17 protein-coding genes are annotated in these 19,923 nt (G+C 66.0%); 11 read left to right on the forward strand and 6 right to left on the reverse strand.

The genetic code is table 11. The features are described from left to right. Positions 1 to 15 precede the first annotated feature (15 nt). From PT015_RS20440 to PT015_RS20470, 7 genes are read left to right on the forward strand one after another with little or no spacing between them, the layout of a single operon-like run. Positions 16 to 516, forward strand: a complete 501-nt coding sequence (locus PT015_RS20440; protein ID WP_285186846.1) for a winged helix-turn-helix transcriptional regulator — start codon at positions 16 to 18, stop codon at positions 514 to 516. A 29-nt stretch (positions 517 to 545) separates the two neighbouring features. Then, entirely contained in the window at positions 546 to 905 is a 360-nt protein-coding gene (locus PT015_RS20445) for a DUF3054 domain-containing protein (protein ID WP_285186847.1), read from the forward strand. 2 nt (positions 906 to 907) lie between these two features. Then, positions 908 to 1,813 carry an SAM-dependent methyltransferase gene (locus tag PT015_RS20450; protein WP_285186849.1) on the forward strand — a complete coding sequence of 302 codons (906 nt, stop codon included), beginning with the start codon at positions 908 to 910 and terminating at the stop codon, positions 1,811 to 1,813. Positions 1,814 to 1,857: 44 nt separating this feature from the next. Further along, positions 1,858 to 2,361, forward strand: coding sequence for a GNAT family N-acetyltransferase (locus PT015_RS20455; protein ID WP_285186850.1), 504 nt, complete (start codon positions 1,858 to 1,860; stop codon positions 2,359 to 2,361). Then, positions 2,358 to 3,482, forward strand: a complete 1,125-nt coding sequence (locus PT015_RS20460) for an LLM class flavin-dependent oxidoreductase (RefSeq protein WP_285186851.1) — start codon at positions 2,358 to 2,360, stop codon at positions 3,480 to 3,482. The genes PT015_RS20455 and PT015_RS20460 overlap by 4 nt, the downstream gene beginning before the upstream one ends. Further along, the gene (locus PT015_RS20465; RefSeq protein ID WP_285186852.1) at positions 3,479 to 4,600 is read left to right on the forward strand and encodes an LLM class flavin-dependent oxidoreductase; all 1,122 of its coding nucleotides are present in this window, start codon (positions 3,479 to 3,481) and stop codon (positions 4,598 to 4,600) included. The genes PT015_RS20460 and PT015_RS20465 overlap by 4 nt, the downstream gene beginning before the upstream one ends. Continuing rightward, complete coding sequence (locus tag PT015_RS20470; protein WP_285186853.1) at positions 4,597 to 5,934, forward strand: NtaA/DmoA family FMN-dependent monooxygenase; 1,338 nt, start codon at positions 4,597 to 4,599, stop codon at positions 5,932 to 5,934. The genes PT015_RS20465 and PT015_RS20470 overlap by 4 nt, the downstream gene beginning before the upstream one ends. On the opposite strand, the gene PT015_RS20475 is transcribed toward PT015_RS20470, so the two are convergent. Then, entirely contained in the window at positions 5,931 to 6,671 is a 741-nt protein-coding gene (locus PT015_RS20475) for an MBL fold metallo-hydrolase (protein WP_285186854.1), read from the reverse strand. The two genes, PT015_RS20470 and PT015_RS20475, sit on opposite strands and share 4 nt — an antisense overlap. Positions 6,672 to 6,717: 46 nt before the next feature. Between PT015_RS20475 and fgd the strand changes: the two genes are divergently transcribed. Genes fgd through PT015_RS20490 form a run of 3 tightly spaced genes read left to right on the forward strand, consistent with a single transcriptional unit; the run spans position 6,718 to position 10,954 of the window. Further along, positions 6,718 to 7,728 (forward strand): glucose-6-phosphate dehydrogenase (coenzyme-F420), encoded by a 1,011-nt coding sequence (gene fgd, locus PT015_RS20480; RefSeq protein ID WP_285186856.1) that lies wholly within the window; start codon positions 6,718 to 6,720, stop codon positions 7,726 to 7,728. Positions 7,729 to 7,736: 8 nt separating this feature from the next. Further along, positions 7,737 to 9,815, forward strand: a complete 2,079-nt coding sequence (gene pta, locus PT015_RS20485) for a phosphate acetyltransferase (RefSeq protein WP_285186858.1) — start codon at positions 7,737 to 7,739, stop codon at positions 9,813 to 9,815. After that, the gene (locus tag PT015_RS20490; protein ID WP_285186859.1) at positions 9,812 to 10,954 is read left to right on the forward strand and encodes an acetate kinase; all 1,143 of its coding nucleotides are present in this window, start codon (positions 9,812 to 9,814) and stop codon (positions 10,952 to 10,954) included. The genes pta and PT015_RS20490 overlap by 4 nt, the downstream gene beginning before the upstream one ends. A 90-nt stretch (positions 10,955 to 11,044) precedes the next feature. Here PT015_RS20490 and PT015_RS20495 read toward each other — a convergent pair whose 3' ends face one another. The 4 genes from PT015_RS20495 to glnX all read right to left on the reverse strand — a co-directional run bounded on the left by PT015_RS20495 (position 11,045) and on the right by glnX (position 18,543). Next, positions 11,045 to 13,567 carry a beta strand repeat-containing protein gene (locus tag PT015_RS20495; RefSeq protein WP_285186861.1) on the reverse strand — a complete coding sequence of 841 codons (2,523 nt, stop codon included), beginning with the start codon at positions 13,565 to 13,567 and terminating at the stop codon, positions 11,045 to 11,047. Between the two features lie 379 nt (positions 13,568 to 13,946). After that, the gene (locus PT015_RS20500) at positions 13,947 to 16,205 is read right to left on the reverse strand and encodes a serine/threonine-protein kinase PknG (RefSeq protein ID WP_285186863.1); all 2,259 of its coding nucleotides are present in this window, start codon (positions 16,203 to 16,205) and stop codon (positions 13,947 to 13,949) included. Continuing rightward, on the reverse strand, positions 16,205 to 17,212 hold the full coding sequence (locus PT015_RS20505) for a glutamate ABC transporter substrate-binding protein (RefSeq protein WP_285191203.1): 1,008 nt from the start codon (positions 17,210 to 17,212) through the stop codon (positions 16,205 to 16,207). Before PT015_RS20505 ends, PT015_RS20500 begins: the two co-directional genes overlap by 1 nt. A gap of 11 nt (positions 17,213 to 17,223) precedes the next feature. Further along, the gene (glnX, locus tag PT015_RS20510; protein ID WP_285186865.1) at positions 17,224 to 18,543 is read right to left on the reverse strand and encodes a protein kinase G-activating protein GlnX; all 1,320 of its coding nucleotides are present in this window, start codon (positions 18,541 to 18,543) and stop codon (positions 17,224 to 17,226) included. Positions 18,544 to 18,708: 165 nt separating this feature from the next. Between glnX and PT015_RS20515 the strand changes: the two genes are divergently transcribed. Continuing rightward, positions 18,709 to 19,272, forward strand: a complete 564-nt coding sequence (locus PT015_RS20515) for an NUDIX hydrolase (RefSeq protein ID WP_313824731.1) — start codon at positions 18,709 to 18,711, stop codon at positions 19,270 to 19,272. On the opposite strand, the gene thiE is transcribed toward PT015_RS20515, so the two are convergent. Then, positions 19,269 to 19,919 carry a thiamine phosphate synthase gene (gene thiE, locus PT015_RS20520; RefSeq protein WP_390888043.1) on the reverse strand — a complete coding sequence of 217 codons (651 nt, stop codon included), beginning with the start codon at positions 19,917 to 19,919 and terminating at the stop codon, positions 19,269 to 19,271. The two genes, PT015_RS20515 and thiE, sit on opposite strands and share 4 nt — an antisense overlap. Positions 19,920 to 19,923: the final 4 nt, after the last annotated feature.

The raw sequence follows: 19,923 nt of genomic DNA on the forward strand, positions 1-19,923 counted from the left end.
GAGTAGGCTGGGCCGATGACCGCACCCACTGACGCGATGACCCTGACGGGCCGTCTGGCGAACGGCGACCGAACCGGATACCGGGAAGTCTGCCCGATCGAGCGGGCCCTGGATACCATCGGCACGCGGTCGGCCCTGGTACTACTCCGTGAGGCATTCTGGGGCACAACACGTTTCGAGGACTTCGCGCAACGGGCCGGTTTCACCGAGCAGATCGCCGCGACGCGCCTCAAGCAACTGGTGGACGCCGGGGTACTGGCCAAGCGGCCGTACAAGTCGCCGGGTCAGCGCACCCGCTACGAATATGTGCTGACGAGTCGCGGTCATCAGTTGTTCCCCGTCCTGGTCAGCCTGGTCGAGTTCGGCATGCTGCTGCAGGGCGACGCGAGACGGCTGGACCTGGTGCACGGCGACGGCTGTGGTGCCTCGCTCGCCACGCATGTGCAGTGCGCCGAGGGCCACAACGTGCCCCTCTCGCAGGCCGAGGCCCGGCTGCGGCCGAAGCAGAAGCGCTGAACCCCGTCGCCAACCGGTAGCCTCACCGCATGGAGCGTCCGAGGCGCGGCCCGGCCTGGCTGGGCATCGATGTGGCCTGTGTGCTGGTGTTTTGTGCAATTGGCCGGCGCAGCCACGACGAGGGCATCAACGTCGCGGGCATCGCGACCACCGCATGGCCTTTTCTGAGCGGGACGGCGGTGGGTTGGCTGGTGTCGCAGGCGTGGCGTCGCCCGGCGGCCGTGTATCCGACCGGGGTGACGGTGTGGTTGAGCACGGTCCTGGTCGGAATGTTGCTACGCAAGTTCAGCTCTGCCGGCGTGGCCGGCAGTTTCGTCGTCGTCGCATCCGCGGTCACCGCCGTGCTGCTGCTCGGCTGGCGAGCGATCGCCCGAGTCGGGTCGCGGTGAACATGACCCGGACAGACAGCGACACCTGGGGGCCGGCCGTCGGCGTCGGTTCCACCGCCACTCTGGTCGCGACGGCGCGGGCGCTGGCGAACCGGGCGGGACTGGTCAGCGATCCGTTCGCCGAGCCGTTGGTGGCCGCGGTGGGTCTGGATTTCTTCAGCAAGGTGGCCAGCGGCGAGCTGGCCCTCAGCGATCTGGGTGACGACAACGGATTGGCTTTGCTGACAGACCTTTTGGCGGTCCGGACGCGCTTCTTCGACAACTTCCTCACCGACGCTTGCCGGGCTGGTGTCCGGCAGGCGGTGATCCTGGGATCGGGGCTGGACGCGCGACCATATCGATTGTGGTGGCCGCGCGGCACCACCGTCTACGAGATCGACCAGCCCGAGGTGATCGAATTCAAGACGCGGACATTGCGTGCCCTGGACGCCGCCCCGACCGCCAACCGGCGCGCATTGGGCATCGATCTTCGGCAGGACTGGCCGGAGGCGTTACGACGAGTCGGGTTCGACGCCACTGTGCCCACGGTATGGATCGGGGAGGGTCTTTTCATCGGCTTCCTCCCGGCGGCGGTGCAGGACCTGTTGCTTGACACCGTCACCAGGCTGAGCGCCCCCGGCAGTCGGGTCGCCGCCGATTACCTGCCGGAGCGGCAGAAGCCGTTGATGAGTCACGAACACGCGCTGGCCAAGCGCTGGCGAAACTTCGGATATCGAGCTGACCTGGCCGGGTTTGACTACCAGGACGAGTATCACGACGTCGCCGAGTCGATGGCCGCGCTCGGCTGGCGAACCGTCGTGACGGAACTGGAGAAGCTGTTCACCGCGACGGGACTACCGGGTTTGCGTCGTCAGGATCTTAACGGTACGCCCGTGGCGGGCCGCTACATCCGGGCGGTTCTGGCGTAGCCGCGCCGGAATGTGGCCAATGGCGAGACGTTAGAAATGTAGTGATGTCGTCACCCAGCCAACCCGTCGCACAGCAGCTCCGCTTCGTCGCGGTGAGCGCTGATGACCCCAGGGCCCGGCCACTGTTGGACGAGCTGGCCGTCGAGTACGCCGACCGCTACGAGACCACGCTGCCGAAGGTGACCGCCTGGATGCGGTCGGTGCCCGCCGCGGAGTTCGCGCCGCCCGACGGCGGATTTCTCATCGGTGAGGTCGACGGGGTGACCGTCACGGGTGGCGCTTTTCAGCGTTTCGACGAGCGGACCGCCGAGCTCAAGCGGATCTGGACCGACCGCGCCCACCGGCGGGGCGGTTACGCCCGCGCCCTGCTGGTCGAACTGGAGACTGTCATTGCCCGGCGCGGCTATCGACGGGTCTATCTGACCACCGGCAATCGCCAGCCGGAAGCCGAGGCACTCTACGAATCAGCGGGTTACACAAGGCTTTCGGAACCGTTGCCGTCGCACGGACCCGTCTTCCCGATCGCGTTCGTGAAGGATCTGCCGTGACCGCTGTCGACGACGCAGAGCGCAGCCACTTGCACGTGGGCGTGGCCCTCGACGGCTACGGTTGGCACCCGCACGCCTGGCGGCCCACCTTGGCGGCGAACCCCGCGACGGAATCGGTGCTGTCCGGCCGGTATTGGGCCGGCCTGGCGGCGACCGCCGAGCGCGGACTACTGGACTTCCTCACCATCGACGACACCCTGCAACCTCAGGCGGGCCGGCGTGAACCGATCAGCCCGCGGCGGCTGGCCGGTCGCGGCGATGCCGTTCTCACCGCGGCCCGCATCGCTCCGGTCACCGAGCACATCGGTTTGATCCCGGTCGCGACCGTTACGCACACCGAGCCGTTTCACGTCTCGAAAGCGATTGCGACGCTGGATCATGTCTCGCGCGGGCGCGCTGGCTGGCAGCCGCGGGTGAGTTCGACGGCGCACGAAGCCGCGCTGTTCGGGCGGCGCGACGCGTCCGCAGACGGTGACGAGCTCTTCGACGAGGCTGCCGACGCCGTCGAGGTGGTACGCCGGTTGTGGGACAGCTGGGAAGACGACGCGATCATTCGCGACGCCGACTCCGCGCGATTCATCGACCGGAACAAGTTGCACTACATCGACTTTCAGGGCACGCGCTTCTCGGTCAAGGGCCCGTCGATCACGCCGCGCTCGCCGCAGGGCCAGCCAGTGGTAGCAGCGCTGGCGCACGCCCCGCGCATCTACGAATTCGCGGCGTCGAGCGCCGATTTGGTCTTCATCACGCCCACCGACGCCGCATCGCTCGACGCGATCCTCGAAGAGGTCGCAGCGGCGGGCGGGCGCAACCTGAAGGTCTACGCCGACATCGTCGTGACATTCGGCGGCGACACCGAGTTCGGCTCGGACGCCTGGATCTTCGGTGGCGATGCCACCGAGGTCGTCGACTTGGTGCTGGGCTGGCAGCAGCACGGCATCGACGGTGTGCGACTGCGGCCGGCGGTCAACGCCACCGACCTGCCGGTGATCGTCGACGAGGTGGTCCCACTATTGCAGCGGGCCAACCGGTTTCGTGCTTCCTACTCTCCAGGCGAGACGCTCCGGCAACGACTCGGCCTGCCCATTGCGCCCAACCGTTACGCGGAGGTGACCCCGTGACTCCCACACCGCTGTCCATTCTCGACCTGTCGCCGATCAGCGCGGGCAGTGACGCCGCGACGGCGTTGCGCAATACGATCGACCTGGCTCAGCACGCGGAGCGGTGGGGGTATCGCCGATTCTGGATCGCCGAGCATCACTTCGTCGGCGTCGCAAGCTCGGCGCCCGCGGTGCTGATCGGCCAGATTGCCTCCGCTACCAACACCATTCGGGTCGGATCGGCGGCCGTCCAGCTGAGCCACACCACCGCACCCGCGGTCGTCGAGAGCTTTGGCATCCTCGATGCGTTCTACCCCGGCCGCATCGACCTCGGCCTCGGCCGTGGCCAGCGCCGCGACACCGGGTTCAAGCCCAAGCACCCGTCGAGCAAGGACCGACCACCCCGGGAATGGCGTGAGGTCGACGGCGTGGTCATCCCGCTGCCGTTCAACCTGCAGGGTCTGCTCGACACCGAACGCGTGATGGCGACGATGGGGATCCTGCAGCAACCCGAGGCCGTCGCGCCTGACTTCGCCGACCAACTGGGCGACATCCTCGCCTTCCTCGACGGCAGCTACCGGGTCGACGGCTTCGACGTGCACGCCGTGCCCGGGGAGCGATCGGGGTTGGCGCCGTGGATCTTTGGCAGTACCCGTGGGCAGAGCGGTCGGTTGGCCGGCGCGCACGGTCTGCCGTTTGTCGCGAGCTACCACATCACTCCGGCCACGGCGCTGGAAGCGATCGAGGCCTACCGGGACACGTTCGTTCCGTCGGCGACGCTGAAGGAGCCCTACGTCGTGGTGTCCGCCGACGTCGTGGTCGCCGACGACAGCGCTACCGCACGGGAACTCGCGGCCGGCTATGGGCAGTGGGTGTACTCGATCCGCACCGGAGTCGGCGCGGTGCCCTACCCGGCGCCCGGTGATTCCAGGCCCGTCAGTGAGGAACAGCTGCCGGTGGTCAAGGATCGGCTGGAGACGCAATTCGTCGGCGATCCTGACGAGGTCGCCGACCGGCTCGCCGCCCTGCAACGGTTGAGCGGGGCCGACGAACTCGTCGTCACATCGGTCACCCACGACCACCGAGCCCGGCTGCGGTCGCACGAGCTGCTCGCCGAACGGTGGGGCATCGATCGATGAGCGTGCGGGAAGGTAAGCAACGCAAGGCCGTTCATCTGGCCGCGCATTTTCCGGGCGTCAACAGCACGACCGTCTGGACCGACCCGGAATCCGGCAGCCAGATCGACTTCGCGTCGTTCGAGCACATGGCCCGCACCGCCGAGCGTGGGCTGTTCGACTTCTTCTTCCTCGCCGAAGGGCTGCGACTGCGTGAGCACCGAGGCCGGATCTACGACCTCGACGTGGTGGGCCGGCCGGACACCTTCACGATTCTGGCTGCACTGGCCGCGGTCACCGACCGCCTCGGTTTGACCGGCACGATCAACACCACCTTCAACGAACCCTTCGAAGTGGCACGGCAATTCGCCACCCTCGACCAGTTGTCAGACGGTCGTGCCGGCTGGAACATCGTCACCTCATCGGACGCTTTCACCGGGGAGAACTTCCGTCGTGGTGGCTTCCTCCACCACGCGCACCGCTACGAGCGGGCCGAGGAGTTCCTGACCGTGGCCCGCGAATTCTGGGACAGCTGGGCGGCCGATGCGATCCGTGCCGACATCGAGGCGGGGGTGTTCGCCGATCCTGCCCGGGTCGGCATCGTCGAGCATCGCGGCCCGCACTTCGACGTGCGAGGTGTCGCGACGTTGCCCAGCGGCCCGCAGGGGCATCCAATTCTGTTGCAGGCCGGGGATTCCGACGATGGTCGCAACTTCGGCGCCCACTACGCCGATGCGCTGTTCACCCTGCACGGTTCGCTGGAAGACGGTCAGCGCTACTACGCCGACGTGAAGAGTCGTGCGGCGTCATTCGGGCGAAACCCGGACGAGCTGAAGGTTTTTCCCGCCGCCACCTTCGTGCTTGGTGACACCGCCGCGGAGGCCGACGACAAGGCGCGCCACATCAGGCGGCAGCAGATCAGCGGGCCGACGGCGATCGCGATGCTCGAGCAGGTGTGGGGTCGCGACCTGTCCGACTACGACCCCGACGGCCCGTTGCCCAAAGACGACCCCACCGGCGACACCAGTATCACGCAGGGCAGGGTGCGGCACGGCGACCCGATCGAGGTGGCTCGCCGCTATCGCGAACGTGCTGAGGCGCAGAATCTTTCGATCCGCGACCTGATCATCGAGGTGTCCAGCCGAGAGCAGTTCGTCGGGACCGCCGAACACGTCGCCGCGGAAATCGACCGCTACATCCAGGCCGATGCGTGCGACGGGTTCATCTTCGTGCCGCACCTGACGCCACACGGTCTGGACGAGTTCGTCGATCGCGTGGTGCCCGTTCTGCAGGAACGGTCAGGATTTCGTACCGAGTACCGCGGCTCCACCCTGCGTGAGCATCTCGAGGACGGCTAGCGCGCCAGCGCGGTCGCCCGCTGCGTCGCCTCGCGAATCGGGCCGCGCCACACGTCGCCGTGACCGGGCAGCAGGATCTCGGTGTCCAGCAGTGCCAGCGCGGCCAGGCTGCGGATGCAGCCGTCCTGGTCGTGGCTGAACAACTCGGGCAGTAGCTGCGGACCGCTCTTCGCCAGCAGCGGGTGCCCGGTTACCAGTGCGTCGCCGCTGACGAGCACCCCGTCGACCAGATACGAGCAGTGGCCGCCGGTGTGGCCAGGCGTCGGGATGGCCATCGGGTTTCCGGGCAGCCCGGCGGCGACGTCGGCGGTCAGCGGCTGGGTGGTCGGGATGCCCTCCCGGCTGAGCCCGCCATCGCGCACGAGGTGTGCGGTCCACAGCGCCCAACGCGGCCGCCACAGGTTCAACGCGACATCGACGGGTGACGCCTGCTCGAGATACTCCCGTTTGGCGTGGCCGACCTCGTCGGCGTGGCAGTAGACCGGCGTGCGGTGCGTCTTGGCAAACCAGATCGCCGACCCCAGGTGGTCGATGTGGGCATGGGTCAGCAGAATCGCGCGTACGTCTTCGGGCCGGAAGCCGAGTGTGCGCAGCGAGGCCAGCACGTTCTCCCGGTCCCCGGGATAGCCGGCGTCGATCAGCAGTACCCCGCGTTCATCAGTGACCAGCGTCCAGTTGACCGCGCCGCCCTGGGCGAGGTGGACGCGGTCGGTGACGGCTTTGAGTACGGGTGCCATATCCCGGAGTCTAGGTGTGCTCCTGAGAGGGAGTAGAAACGACAACGTGGCTGAACTCAAACTGGGATACAAGGCGTCGGCGGAGCAGTTCGCCCCGCGTGAACTCGTCGAGCTGGCGGTTGCCGCCGAATCGCATGGGATGGACAGCGCAACGGTCAGCGACCACTTCCAGCCCTGGCGCCACGAGGGCGGCCACGCGCCGTTCTCGCTGGCCTGGATGACCGCGGTCGGCGAGCGCACCAAGCAGCTGCAGCTCGGCACCTCGGTGTTGACGCCGACATTCCGCTACAACCCGGCCGTCATTGCGCAGGCCTTCGCGACCATGGGTTGCCTGTATCCGGACCGCATCTTCCTCGGCATCGGCACCGGCGAGGCGCTCAACGAGATCGCCACCGGGTACGAGGGGGAGTGGCCGGAGTTCAAGGAGCGGTACGCGCGATTGCGCGAGTCGGTCCGGCTGATGCGGGAGCTGTGGCTGGGCGACCGTGTCGACTTCGAGGGCGAGTACTACAAGACCAAGGGCGCCTCGATCTACGACGTGCCCGAGGGCGGCATCCCGATCTACATCGCCGCGGGCGGGCCTCAGGTGGCCAAGTACGCCGGCCGCGCCGGCGACGGGTTCATCTGCACCTCCGGCAAGGGTGAAGAGCTGTACAAGGACAAGCTGATTCCCGCCATGCGTGAGGGTGCCGAGGCTGCCGGGAAGAACCCCGACGACGTCGACCGGATGATCGAGATCAAGATCTCTTACGACCCGGACTCGGAGAAGGCCCTGCACAACACCAAGTTCTGGGCGCCGCTGTCGCTGACCGCCGAGCAGAAGCACAGCATCGACGACCCGATCGAGATGGAGAAGGCCGCCGACGCGCTGCCCATCGAGCAGGTCGCCAAGCGCTGGATCGTCGCCTCCGACCCCGACGAGGCTGTCGAGAAGGTCAAAGACTACGTCGACTGGGGCCTCAACCACCTGGTGTTCCACGACCCGCGCCAGGACCAGCGCCGCTTCCTGGAGCTGTTCCAGAAGGATCTCGAGCCCCGGCTGCGACGGCTCGGCTGACCCGCGGCGTGCCTGCATCGTCGCCGGCCGGCATTTACATCGCCGCACCCGAAGGAAGCACGGGTAAGTCGGCGATCGCGCTGGGGATTCTGCATCGGCTGGCCGCGACTGTCGCGAAAGTCGGTGTGTTTCGCCCGATTACGCGTAGTGGTCGCGACCGCGATCACATCCTCGACCTGCTGCTCGCCCACAGCACCGCGGATGTGCCGTACGAGCGCTGCATCGGTGTGGACTATCAGCAGTTATACGCCGACCGCGATGTCGCCATCGAAGAGATCGTCGAGCGCTATCACGCGATGGCCGGCGAGTGCGATGCGGTCGTCATCGTCGGCAGTGACCACAGCGACTTGGGGGAGGGGGCCAGCCCGGCCGAACTGGCCGTCAACGCGCGCATCGCGGTCAACCTCGGGGCACCGGTCGTGCTCGCGGTCAAGGCCAGGGATCGCAGCCCCGAGCAGGTCGTCCATGTGGTCGAGGTCTGTCTCGCGGAATTGGCCTCCCAGCACGCCCACACCGCCGCTGTCGTCGCCAACCGTTGCGAGCCAACACAATTGACGGCCATCACCGACGCGTTACGGCGGCTCGCCCCGAAGACCTATGCCGTGCCCGACGAGCCGCTGCTGGTGGCGCCGACGGTCGCCGACCTGCAGGCCGCGGTCAACGGCACACTGCTCAATGGTGACACCGCGCTGCTGAACCGCGAAGTGCTGGGCGTCGTGGTCGCCGGCATGACCGCCGACCATGTGCTCGAACGGCTCAGTGAGGCAGCGGCCGTGGTCACACCCGGGGACCGCTCCGACGTGGTGCTCGCGGTCGCGAGTGCCCATGCCGCCGAGGGGTTTCCGTCGCTGGCGTGCATCATTCTCAACGGCGGATTCGAGTTGCACCAGTCGACGGGTGCGCTGGTGGCCGGACTTCGGCTGCGGCTCCCAATCATCGCCACGACGCTCGGCACTTTCGACACGGCCACCGCGGTCGGCTCCGCCAAGGGCCGGGTCACCACGTCGTCGCAGCGTAAGGTCGACACCGCGCTGCAATTGATAGAGACGCACGTCGACCTCACGGGCCTACTGGCGCAGTTGGCGATTCCGATCCCCAAGGTGACGACGCCGCAGATGTTCACCTACCAACTGCGCGAGCGCGCCAGGTCCGACCGTAAACGCATCGTGCTGCCCGAGGGCGACGACGACCGGATTCTCAAATCCGCCGGTCGCGTGCTGCAGCGCGGCATCGCCGACCTGACGATCCTCGGCGACGAGAACCAGATTCGTTCTCGTGCAGCCGAACTCGGCGTCAATCTGGATGCCGCCACCGTCTTCGACCCACGCACCAGCGAGCTGTGTGATCGGTTCGCTGAACAGTACGCCCAGTTGCGCGCCAAGAAGGGCGTGACCGTCGAGCAGGCCCGCGAGACCATTCATGACGTGTCCTACTTCGGCACGATGTTGGTGCACAACGACATGGTCGACGGGATGGTGTCGGGGGCGGCGCACACCACCGCGCACACCGTTCGGCCCGCCTTCGAGATCATCCGCACCGCCCCCGGCATCTCGACGGTCTCTAGCATCTTCCTGATGTGCCTGCCGGATCAGGTGCTGGCGTACGGCGATTGCGCGATCGTCCCGGACCCAACCGTCGAGCAGCTTGCCGACATCGCGATCAGTGGAGCGCAGACGGCAGCGCAATTCGGCATCGAGCCAAGGGTGGCCATGCTGTCCTACTCGACCGGTGAGTCCGGGACCGGGGCCGACGTTGACAAGGTGAGGGCGGCAACCGGATTGGTGCGCAGCCGCGACCCGAAGCTGCTGGTCGAGGGGCCGATCCAGTACGACGCCGCCGTCGAACCCTCCGTCGCTGCCACCAAGATGAAGGGCTCGCCAGTGGCCGGGCAGGCCACCGTGCTGATCTTCCCCGACCTGAATGCCGGCAACAACGCCTATAAGGCGGTGCAGCGCAGTGCGGGCGCCATCGCGATCGGCCCGGTGCTGCAGGGCCTCAACAAGCCGGTCAACGACCTGTCCCGGGGTGCCCTGGTCGAGGACATCGTCAACACGATCGCGATCACCGCGATCCAGGCCCAAGCATGACCGGTACCGTGCTGGTGCTCAATGCCGGCTCGTCGTCGCTGAAATATCAACTGATCGAACCCGATTCGGGTGACTCGCTGGCCGACGGCACCGTCGAGCAGATCGGTGAGCCGTCGTCGCCGGTGGCTGACCACCGTGCAGCGCTACAGGCCGCGTTCGAATCGCTCACCGCCGGAGGCATCGACCTGACGGCGTGCGGCTTGGCTGCGGTCGGGCATCGGGTGGTGCACGGCGGTGCGATCTTCTACCGGCCGACCGTCATCGATGACTCGGTGATTTCCGAACTCGAGCAGCTGTCAACGCTTGCGCCGTTGCACAATCCACCCAACCTGCAGGGCATCGAGGTCGCCCGCGCCATGCTGCCCGGCGTGCCGCACGTCGCCGTCTTCGATACTGCGTTCTTTCACGACCTGCCCGCCGCCGCGGCGACTTATGCAATCGATCGGGAGTTGGCCCAGCGGTGGCACATTCGTCGGTATGGCTTCCACGGAACCTCACACCGATATGTCGGCGAGCAGGCCGCGGCGTTCCTGGGGAGACCGTGGACCGAGCTGAATCAGATTGTCCTGCACCTGGGTAACGGTGCATCCGCGTCGGCCATCGCCGGCGGGCGTCCGGTCGAGACGTCGATGGGCCTGACGCCGCTGGAGGGTCTGGTGATGGGCACCCGCAGCGGCGATATCGATGCCGGCATCGTGGGCTACCTGCATCGCGAGGCCGGCATGAGTGTTGAGGACATCGAGTCGATGCTCAACCATCGCTCCGGGCTGCTCGGCCTGGCGGGGGAGCGTGACTTCCGCCGATTGGGCGAGCTGATCGAATCAGGTGACGCTGCCGCCGAATTGGCGTACGACGTCTTCATTCACCGGCTGCGCAAGTACGTCGGCGGGTATCTCGCGGTGCTGGGCCAGACCGACGCGATCAGCTTCACCGCCGGCGTCGGCGAGAACGCCGCCGGGGTGCGCCTGGACGCACTGGGCGGCCTGCAGGGCCTGGGCATCGAGATCGATGCGGAGCGAAATGCGCAGCGGGTCAAGGGACCTCGGCAGATCTCCACCGATGCTTCGCCGATCGCCGTGTTGGTGATCCCGACGAACGAAGAGCTCGCGATCGCCCGCGACTGCCTGCGCGTGATCTAGATCGACGGGGTGAACAGGGTTGCGAAGCGAGCGGCCCCGATTGAATACGCCTTATCCTGGCACATCCGCCCGGGGCCCTCTCCTCACGATTTAGAACAGGTTGGGCAGCAGTTCCGCGACAACGCTGGTCAGGTCGACCGACAGGCTGCCGCTGACCGAGACCGGCAGGTCCAGGCTGTCGAACAAGCCGCCCAGTGCTGAGATCAAGTCGACGGCGGGGTCGGTACCCAGCAAAGCCGGCAGATCCTGTGAGATCGGGGCGATGCTGCCAAGCGCAGCCAGCAGATCCTTCGCCAGATCGTCGACGTAAGTCGCCACGACCCCGCCCTCGATGCCGATCGACGGGTCCAGGCTCAGCATGTCCGGGATGCCGAGCAGCGTGAAGATGTTCTCGTTGGCATCGATTCCCAGGGCGCCGAGAATTCCGTCGATCGACAGCGACGGCAGCGGGATCACCGAGCTGTCACCCAAACCGACGGCGTCCAGCAGTTGGCCGAGGTTGATGCCCGAGCTGTCGGACAGGCCCAGCGCGTCAAGGATCTGGCTGACGCTGAGGCTGGAATCGTCCGACAGATGCAGTGCGTCGAGGATCTGGCTGATGCCCAGGGTCGAGTCGTCGGTCAAGTGCAGGGCGCTGAGGATCTGGCTGATGCCCAGGGTCGAGTCGTCGGACAGGTGCAGGGCGCTGAGGATCTGGCTGATGCCCAGGGTCGAGTCGTCGGACAGGTGCAGGGCGCTGAGAATGCTGCCGACGTTCAGGCTGTCGCTGGGTGACAGGCCCAGGTCGGAGAGGATCTGGTTCAGGCCCAGGCTGGAGTTGTCGCTCAGGCCCAGCGTGTGCAGCACGTCGCCGATGTTGAGCGATGGCGGAGTGATGCTCGAGTTGTCGTTGATCCCAAGCGCACTGAGGATCTGGCCGATGTTGATGCCGGCGGAGTCGTTGTTGAGACCCAGATCGTTCAGGATGCTGCCCAAGGTGATCGACGGGACGGCGATCGTGATGTTGCCGTTGACGTTGTTGATCCCTAGATCGCTTAGGAGCGTGCTGACCGGGATGTTCAACGAAGGCACGCCCAGTGTGACGCTGCCGTTGGTGTTCACCCCGAGGGCGTTGAAAATCGTGGACAGGGATACGCTGACGTTCTGGTTGATGTGCTGACCGAGAACCGTGAGCGAGATCGGCAGTGAGACACTGCCATTCGGGTTGATGCCGATGTCCTGAAGGATCGTGCTGACCGGAATGGTCAGCGACGGAACACCGAGGGTGATGTTGCCCGAGGTGTTCGCAAGTCCGAGTTCCGACAAGATTGTGGTCACCGGAATGGTCAACGACGGTGGCGTGATGGTGGTGCCGTCGGACAACCCCAGGTCGCCGAGTACGGTGCCGAGGTTGATGCCGGAGCTGTCGGACAGGCCCAGATCCCCCAAAATAGTGCTCAAGCTTATTTGCGGCAGCGTGATGTTGCTGGTGTCGGACAGCCCAAGGTCATTAAGCACTGTTCCCAGGCTCAGGCTGGCGGAGTTGTTGAGGCCGAGGTCGCCGAGGATAGTGCCCAGGCTTATTCCTGAATTGTCGCTGATACCAAGGTCGTTCAAGATGGTGCCCAGGCTGAGGCCGGCGCTGTCGTTGAGGCCGAGATCGTTCAGGATCGTGCCCAGGCTGATGCCCGAGCTATCGGTGAGGCCGAGGTCGCCGAGAATCGTGCCGACGGAAATGCCGGACGAACTGGTCAGACCCAAGTCCCCGAGGACGGTGCCTAGGTTGATGTGCGAATCATCGGTCAGGCCAAGGTCACCTAGTACCTGGCTGAGGCTGAGGCCGGTGTTGTCGGACAACCCCAGGTAACCGAGGGCGTCGCCGATGGTGATGGTTGGTAGGACGTTGCCGTCGGTTGGGATGCCAAGGTCGCCGAGAATGCCGTTGATCGATAAAGCGTTGTCGGACAGCCCGAGGTCGCTAAGGATCTGGCTGATACTGACGCTCAGATCCAAATGACCGGACGCGAGATCCGGTAGTTGTGTCGTCAGATGCGCGCCGCCCATGTTTGCGATCTCGTCGGCAATGGTGTTGCTGACCTGGACGAGCGCATTGATCTGGCCGGTCGCAGCGCCGTCTACGGTGTTGGTCAGCAGACCGAACTCCGGCGAAATCAGGCTGGCGCCAACGCTTTCCGAGTAGCCGTTGAGGAATGCATTCAAGACGGTGGCCGGGCCGTTCTGCAGATCGAGCAACGCGGCTGAGTAGTTGCCGGCGTTCAGTGCGGTCTCGACGTTGGCTGTGACGCCCATGAGCGCGTTCGACGCGGCGTTCGAGGCTTCGCCGCTGCTCAGCAAGAGCAGGGAACCCTCGGCGAGCAGGGAGATTGGGTTGGTGACCGGGTTGGACGTGCCGGTCGAAAGGTCGTTGAAGAGGACGCTCAGACCCTGAGCGATGTCCGGGTCGGTCATCCAGTGGCTGCTGCTCAGGATCGACTCGAGCCCGGTCCAGTTCGCCTCGGTATTGGCAATGAGCTGGGAATAGTCGACCTCGGAATAATCGACGAGCTTGACGGCGCGCTGCTGAACGTCCGCCGGTGCCGTCATCGGGGTGATGGCGATCAGACTGGCTCCCACGATTGCGATGCCAGCGGTTACATACGGCTTGAGTGTGTATTGCATTGGTGTTCTCCCTGGGCGTGGCCTGAGTGCGAGGGAGACTTTAACTGAGATTAATCTGAGAAGTTCAGTTTTCCGGAGGATTTTTCTGTCCAGTTGGACATTTTGTTTGATTGCGGCTAGCTCACAGGTTTAGTGAAATGAAAATGCCGCTGATCAGGCGTCGCAACAGGGGCCTTTAGTGCGTTAACCAGGTATTTCGCCGAGGATCCAAAGGTCAGACCCCGTGTCGGGGTATCAGCCTGCCGGATCGGGCGTGACTGGGAACGTGATCGGATGACCGTCTCGGACGAGCGCACCACGGTCCCTCCTACAACCGAATTCGCTTCCAGCGCAATCAGAATGTGCTGGTAGGTCGCACGCGATTGGCCATGTCGATCAGCTTGTAACGATGCGCCTGGGTCGGCGCAGCTCGGGCAAGTCCGCGCAGCGATGCTTCGACACCGAGGCGCAGGCCGTGCTCTGTGAACGGGAATCCGAGGATGTGATTGGTGCTGGCCTCGTGATCGCTCAGCCAGTCCAGCGCGCTACCCAGGACCAGGGCGCGAATCTGCAGCACGCGAGGCTCGGTCGGCGGTAACGCCTCGACCCGCCGCGCCGCATCGCGGATCTGGTCCTCAGTGATATCGGTGGCCGACCTACCGGACAGCAGCGTTACCGCGCTCGTCAGTCGTGCAGTGGTGAAATACCTTGACGTGGCTGGCACTTCGTCGAGAGTGCGGACCGCGCCACCGCGATCGCCCTCAACCGATTGGGCCCGGGCCAAGCCGAAGGCTGCCGAGATCACTCCGTCGTCGGTCTTCCAGACTTCGTCGTAGTACTTGTGTTCGTCTGAGCTACCGGCCAATTCGGCCGTCGCGGCCAACGCCATCTTCGGAGCCAGTTCGCCCGGAAAGGTATCTAAGACCTCACTGAAGTGCTTGCTCGCCGAATCGTAGTCCCCGGTGAGCAATTCGGATACGGCGCGATACCAGACCAATCGCCAGCGCCAGCCCACTCGCTCGGCGAGGTCGTCGAGCTTGCGAGTCGCTTTGGCGACGTCACCCAGGTCGAGCAGGGCGCGAACCTCCATCAGCGGCAGTTCGACGGAATCGGTCAGGTCGATATCGTCGGAATCCATTGCGCCATGGCGGAATGCGCGTAGTGAATCCAGGGTTTGAACCGGCTGCGACAGCACCGTCGCCTGCAGCAACGGCGCAGCGACATCGGCCGGGTCGACCAGCGGCACCTGCAATGCCGTCACAATCTCCTTGGCCGTCAGCTTCTCCGAGTGCACGTGGCCGTCGAGGTACACGTCGGTGTGGGCGACCAGCAGAGCCTCCCCGAATGTCGCGCGGCTACGCGAGAAGATCGTCGACAGACTGGGCCGGCGCACGCCGGTGTCCTGTGCAACGACTTCACGCAGCACACCCGAAAGCTGACCCGACATCTCCTCGGCACTGCCAAATCGTCGGCTGGGGTCGGGATCGATTGCGCGGCGCAATAATCGGCCGAACGAGTCGTACTCGGCCAACACCGGATCGTCTTCGGGGAGACCGTCGACGTAGCGCCCGCCGCGAGCGCGCAGCTTCAACGTCAACGCCGCGAGCGTTCGACCGACGGTGTAGATGTCACTGGCCACCGTCGGACCGGTCCGCACGATCTCCGGCGCTTGGTAACCCGGTGTGCCATAGAGATAACCGAACGAGTTGATCCGTGACACCGCACCAAGGTCGATCAGCTTCAGTTGCTCCTCGGTGAGCATGATGTTCTCTGGCTTGAGGTCGTTGTAGACCAGACCGATCGAATGCAGATACCCCAGCGCGGGAAGAATTTCCAGCACATAGGCAATCGCCTCGGCGACCGGTAGCTTGTCACCCTTACGTCGCTTGAGCGATTGTCCGCCAACGTATTCCATGACGATGTACCCGACGGGTTCACCATGCTGGTCGGTGTGCTCGACGAAGTTGAAGATCTGCACGATCGACGGGTGAACGACCTCGGCCAGGAATCGTCGTTCGGCCATGGCGATCGCCTGCGCTTCGGCGTCACCGGAATGCACCAGACCCTTGAGCACCACCGGGCGATCGTTGACGTTGCGGTCGAGCGCCAGGTACACCCAGCCGAGCCCGCCGTGCGCGATGCAACCCTCGATGACGTACTGTCCAGCCACCACGTCGCCCGGATTGAGCTGCGGCAGAAACGAATACGGGCTTCCGCAGTACGGGCATTCGCCCTCTGACTGTGCCGTCTCATCCTTGCTGGACCGCCCGACCGGCCGTCCACAGTTCCAGCAGAACCGCTTCGACTCCGGCACAACCGGATTGGGCATCAATGCTTCGAGCGGATCGATGTCCGGCACTCGCGGAATCTCGACCAGGCCGCCGCCTAGCCGGCGTACGGGAGCCCTGCTGGCGGGCTTTGTCGGCGTGGGGATGGTGTCGCCGATGTGCACCGGAAATTCGTCATCGTCGTCATCGAAGTCCGGCCGGAAAATCGCCTGCGTAGCGATTGGTCGGCTCTGCGACGACGAGTCGACCATGAAGTCGGCAGGTTGAGTTCCCGGACCGAGGTCGTCCGGGTCCTGGCCCTCGGTGTCAGCCGGTTCCTCGGCCATCAGTCCTCGTACCTGGGATTCGGCGGAGCCGGCGCAGGGCCGAGGACCGTCAACCACTTGCGGTACAACGTGTTCCACGTACCGTCACGGCGGATTCGCTCGAGTGTTCCGTTGACGAACTTGACCAAGCCGGTGTTGTCCAGTTGGACACCGATGCCGTAGGGCTGCGTTCCCATGTTCGGCCCGACGATGTGCAGGTATGGGTCCTGCGACACCAGCCCGGCGAGGATGGAGTCATCGGTACTGACCGCGTCGACCTGACGCTGCTGCAACGTCACCAGGCAGTCGGCCCAGTTCACCACCTCGACAACGATTGGTGGCGGCGCGATCTCGCGGATCCGGTGCAACGACGTGGTGCCCTTGGCCACGCAGACCCGCTTCCCCGACAGGTCGGCCGGCTTGGTGATCGGCGAGTCGCGCGGGGCCAGAATCCGTTGCGAGGCATCGAGATACACCGTGGAGAAGTTGACTTCCTTACGCCGCTCGCAGGTGATTGTCATGGTCTTCACGACAGCGTCCACTTCGCCCTTCTGTAGCGCGGTGATGCGCTCGTCGGACGACAGGATCCGGTACTCCACTTGCGCGGGGTTTCCGAAGATGTCGCGCGCCACCTCGCCGGCGATGTCGACATCGAAGCCGACGATCTCGCCGCTGATCGGATCGCGAAAGCTGAACAGGTTGCTGCCGATATCCAAGCCCACGATCAACCGGCCGCGCGCACGGATGTTGGCCACCGCGGCGTCGGCGTCGGCGGAATTGTCGAAGGGACGCAGGCTCGCGGTCGGGTTGCAGTTGTCGGCGGTCTTGTCCGGCGCGAGCGGTGGCTGCGGCGGCATCTCCTGCATCCCAGCCGGGGTGGGTGGCGGCAGCGTCGGCGCAGGAGCCACCACCATGGAGCCGGACTCGCTGCAGCCGGCCAGCAACGTGGCGATCGCCAGCGCGGCGAGGCCGCGAGCAGCGGGTCGGCACCATGCATCGAGCCCCGCCCTCGCTGCGGCGCAGAACATCCGCAGTGCCCTCATCGGTACTCCATCAGCCGCGGCCACAGTCCGAGCGCGACCGCAACCGCCGCGCCGAGGCTGAGCACGATGCCGCCCACGGTGGCGCCGGCCAGCCCACGTCGCGCATTCAACACGTCTTCGCGCAATTCGTGACGGCTCTGCTCCATGGCCTTCACTAGGGCGCGGTCGAGTTTGTCGAAGGCGGGTGTGGAGTCGTCCTCGCCACTGCCCAGTGCCACCTGCGTGGCGGCCCGGTAGTTACCGACCGAGATGTAGGAATTGATCCGGTCGTCGGCCCGTCGCCACTGATTCAGGACCTTGTCGGCGCCCTGCAGGTCGTTCTTGTCCACGGCGTCACGACGCGCGAGGTACTCGTCGAGCTGTTTGTGCATGGCGTCGATGCGGTCGTAGAAGGACTGTTTGCGCACTTCTTCGTCCCCGCGACGAATCAGGGACAGGGTCTCGTCGGCCCGCGCCTGCTGCGCACTGATGGACAGATTGGTGATCGTCTTCAGTGACTCTGCCGCAGTGTTTTTGGCGCTACGACTGCCGCTGGTGGATATCGCGAGCGCGGTTCCCACCCAGACCACCATAACGAGAATTGCCAGCGCACCGGCGACAAGACCGGGGTTGATCCGTCGCTTGGTGCGACGTGCGAGCCAGCGGTGCGAAAACGCGCCGAAGATCGCGGTGGCGAGGACGACCAAAATCACCGGCGCCGGGATCTGAGTGGACGCCGTGGTCTCGGCATCGACGCGTTGCGAGGTTTGGCTGTAGAGCCGCGCGGCGTCCGGCAGGATCGTCGCTTGCATCAGCGTCGACGCCTCGGACAGATACGACGAGCCGACCGGATTGCCTGCGCGGTTGTTCGTTCGCGCGATCTCGATCAGGCCGGTGTAGACCGCCAGTTCGGCGTTGACCCGACCGAGTAACTGCACCAGCGGCTCGTCGGTCAGACCGCTGGAGGCACGGGTGACGGCGACGGCGGCGTCGGTGATGGCCTGCTCGTAGCGTTGCCGGACGGTGCGCGGCTCAGCCTGGGCAATGAACGCGGTCGCCGCGGCGGCGTCGGCCACCGAGAGCGTGGTGTAGAGCCGCCCGGCAGCGAAGGCCAGCGGTTCGGTGTGGCTGAGGACGGTCGTCAGCGCGTGTTGCCGCTGGTTGATGGTGGTCGAGGTGGCGAACGCGCTCAGTCCGCCGAGAATGGCCAGCACCAGGCCGATCGACAGGATGCGGCCAGGCGTCGTCGCCACGAACCACCACCGGGGGTGTGCCGGCTCGATCGGCGACCGCGAACCCAGCGGCTCAGTCGACGGGTGCGCCAACTCAACGGTCACGTCTGTTCGGACCTCATCTTTCGGGCGTGCGTGTCTCGAACGGTATTAAGTGAAGTCTAAGAGTGTTTTCCTGAGATGCGGGGACCTGCTTACTCAGATTTCCCGACTCGTTACCGGTCTGCGACCCGAGCCGCGTGTTTCATCGGGGCTGCTTAACATGAACGCGTGCGCGGCGACGGCGACGGATGGGTGGTGTCCGACACCGGCAGCCCGCATTGGGGGAGGTTCGGCGCGGCCGGGCTGCTGCTCCGTGCCCCGCGGTCGGACGGCTTGCCCTCGGTATTGCTGCAGCACCGCGCGCCGTGGAGCCATCAGGGCGGCACGTGGGGACTGCCGGGCGGCGCCCGCGACAGCCATGAAACCCCTGAAGAGGCCGCCGTCCGGGAGGCGCATGAGGAAGCCGGTCTGCCCGCCGACTTGGTGGCGGTGCGGGCGACGGTGATCACCGCGAGGGCGAGCGGCACCGACTGGACCTACACCACCGTCGTCGCCGACACGTCCCATCAGCTGGCGACCGTGGCGAACTTCGAGAGCGCCGAGATGCGCTGGGTCGGCGAAGACGAGGTGCACCAGCTGCCGCTACACCCCGGCTTCGCGGCCAGCTGGCAACGGCTGCGTACCGCCCTGGGCATGGTGCCGTGGAGTGCGGGCGAACCGAGCGAGCCGGGGCGCGAGATCGAGATCGGCGACAGCGGCCTGATGCTTCGCATCGTGGGCTTGCCCGCCTAAGCGAACGCCGAACAAAGCCGCTCGGCCGCAGCCTTCGGGTCCTCGGCGGCGGTGATCGCCCGGACGACGACGATGCGCCGGGCCCCCGCCGCCACGACGTCTGGCACCCGTTCGATATCGATGCCACCAATGGCGAACCACGGCCTCTCAGAAGCTAATTCGGCCGTTGCGCGCACCAGATCCAGCCCCGGCGCGGGCCGTCCCGGTTTGGTGGGGGTCGGCCAGCACGGCCCGACGCAGAAGTAGTCGACGGCCTCGGCCACCGCAGCGGCGGCCTGCTCGGCGTCGTGGGTCGAGCGGCCGATCAGCGTGTCGGGGCCGACGATGTCGCGCGCCACGGGGAGCGGGAGGTCGTCCTGGCCCAGATGCAGGACGTCCGCGTTGGCCGCGCGGGCAATGTCGGCGCGGTCGTTGACGGCCAGCAGCGCACCGTGCCGGCGGGCGGCATCAGCCAGCACCTCGAGGGCCGCCAACTCCGCGCGCGCCTCCAGCGGGCCAAGCTGCTGCTCGCCGGCTGACCCCTTGTCGCGCAACTGGATGATGTCGACCCCGCCGGCCAGCGCGGCGTCGGCGAATTCGGCCAGGTCACCGCGCTCGCGCCGGGCGTCGGTGCAGAGGTAGAGCCGCGCGTCGGCGAGCCGGTCCAATCGT

Source organism: Candidatus Mycobacterium wuenschmannii (assembly GCF_030252325.1).
Taxonomy (GTDB): Bacteria; Actinomycetota; Actinomycetes; order Mycobacteriales; family Mycobacteriaceae; genus Mycobacterium; species Mycobacterium wuenschmannii.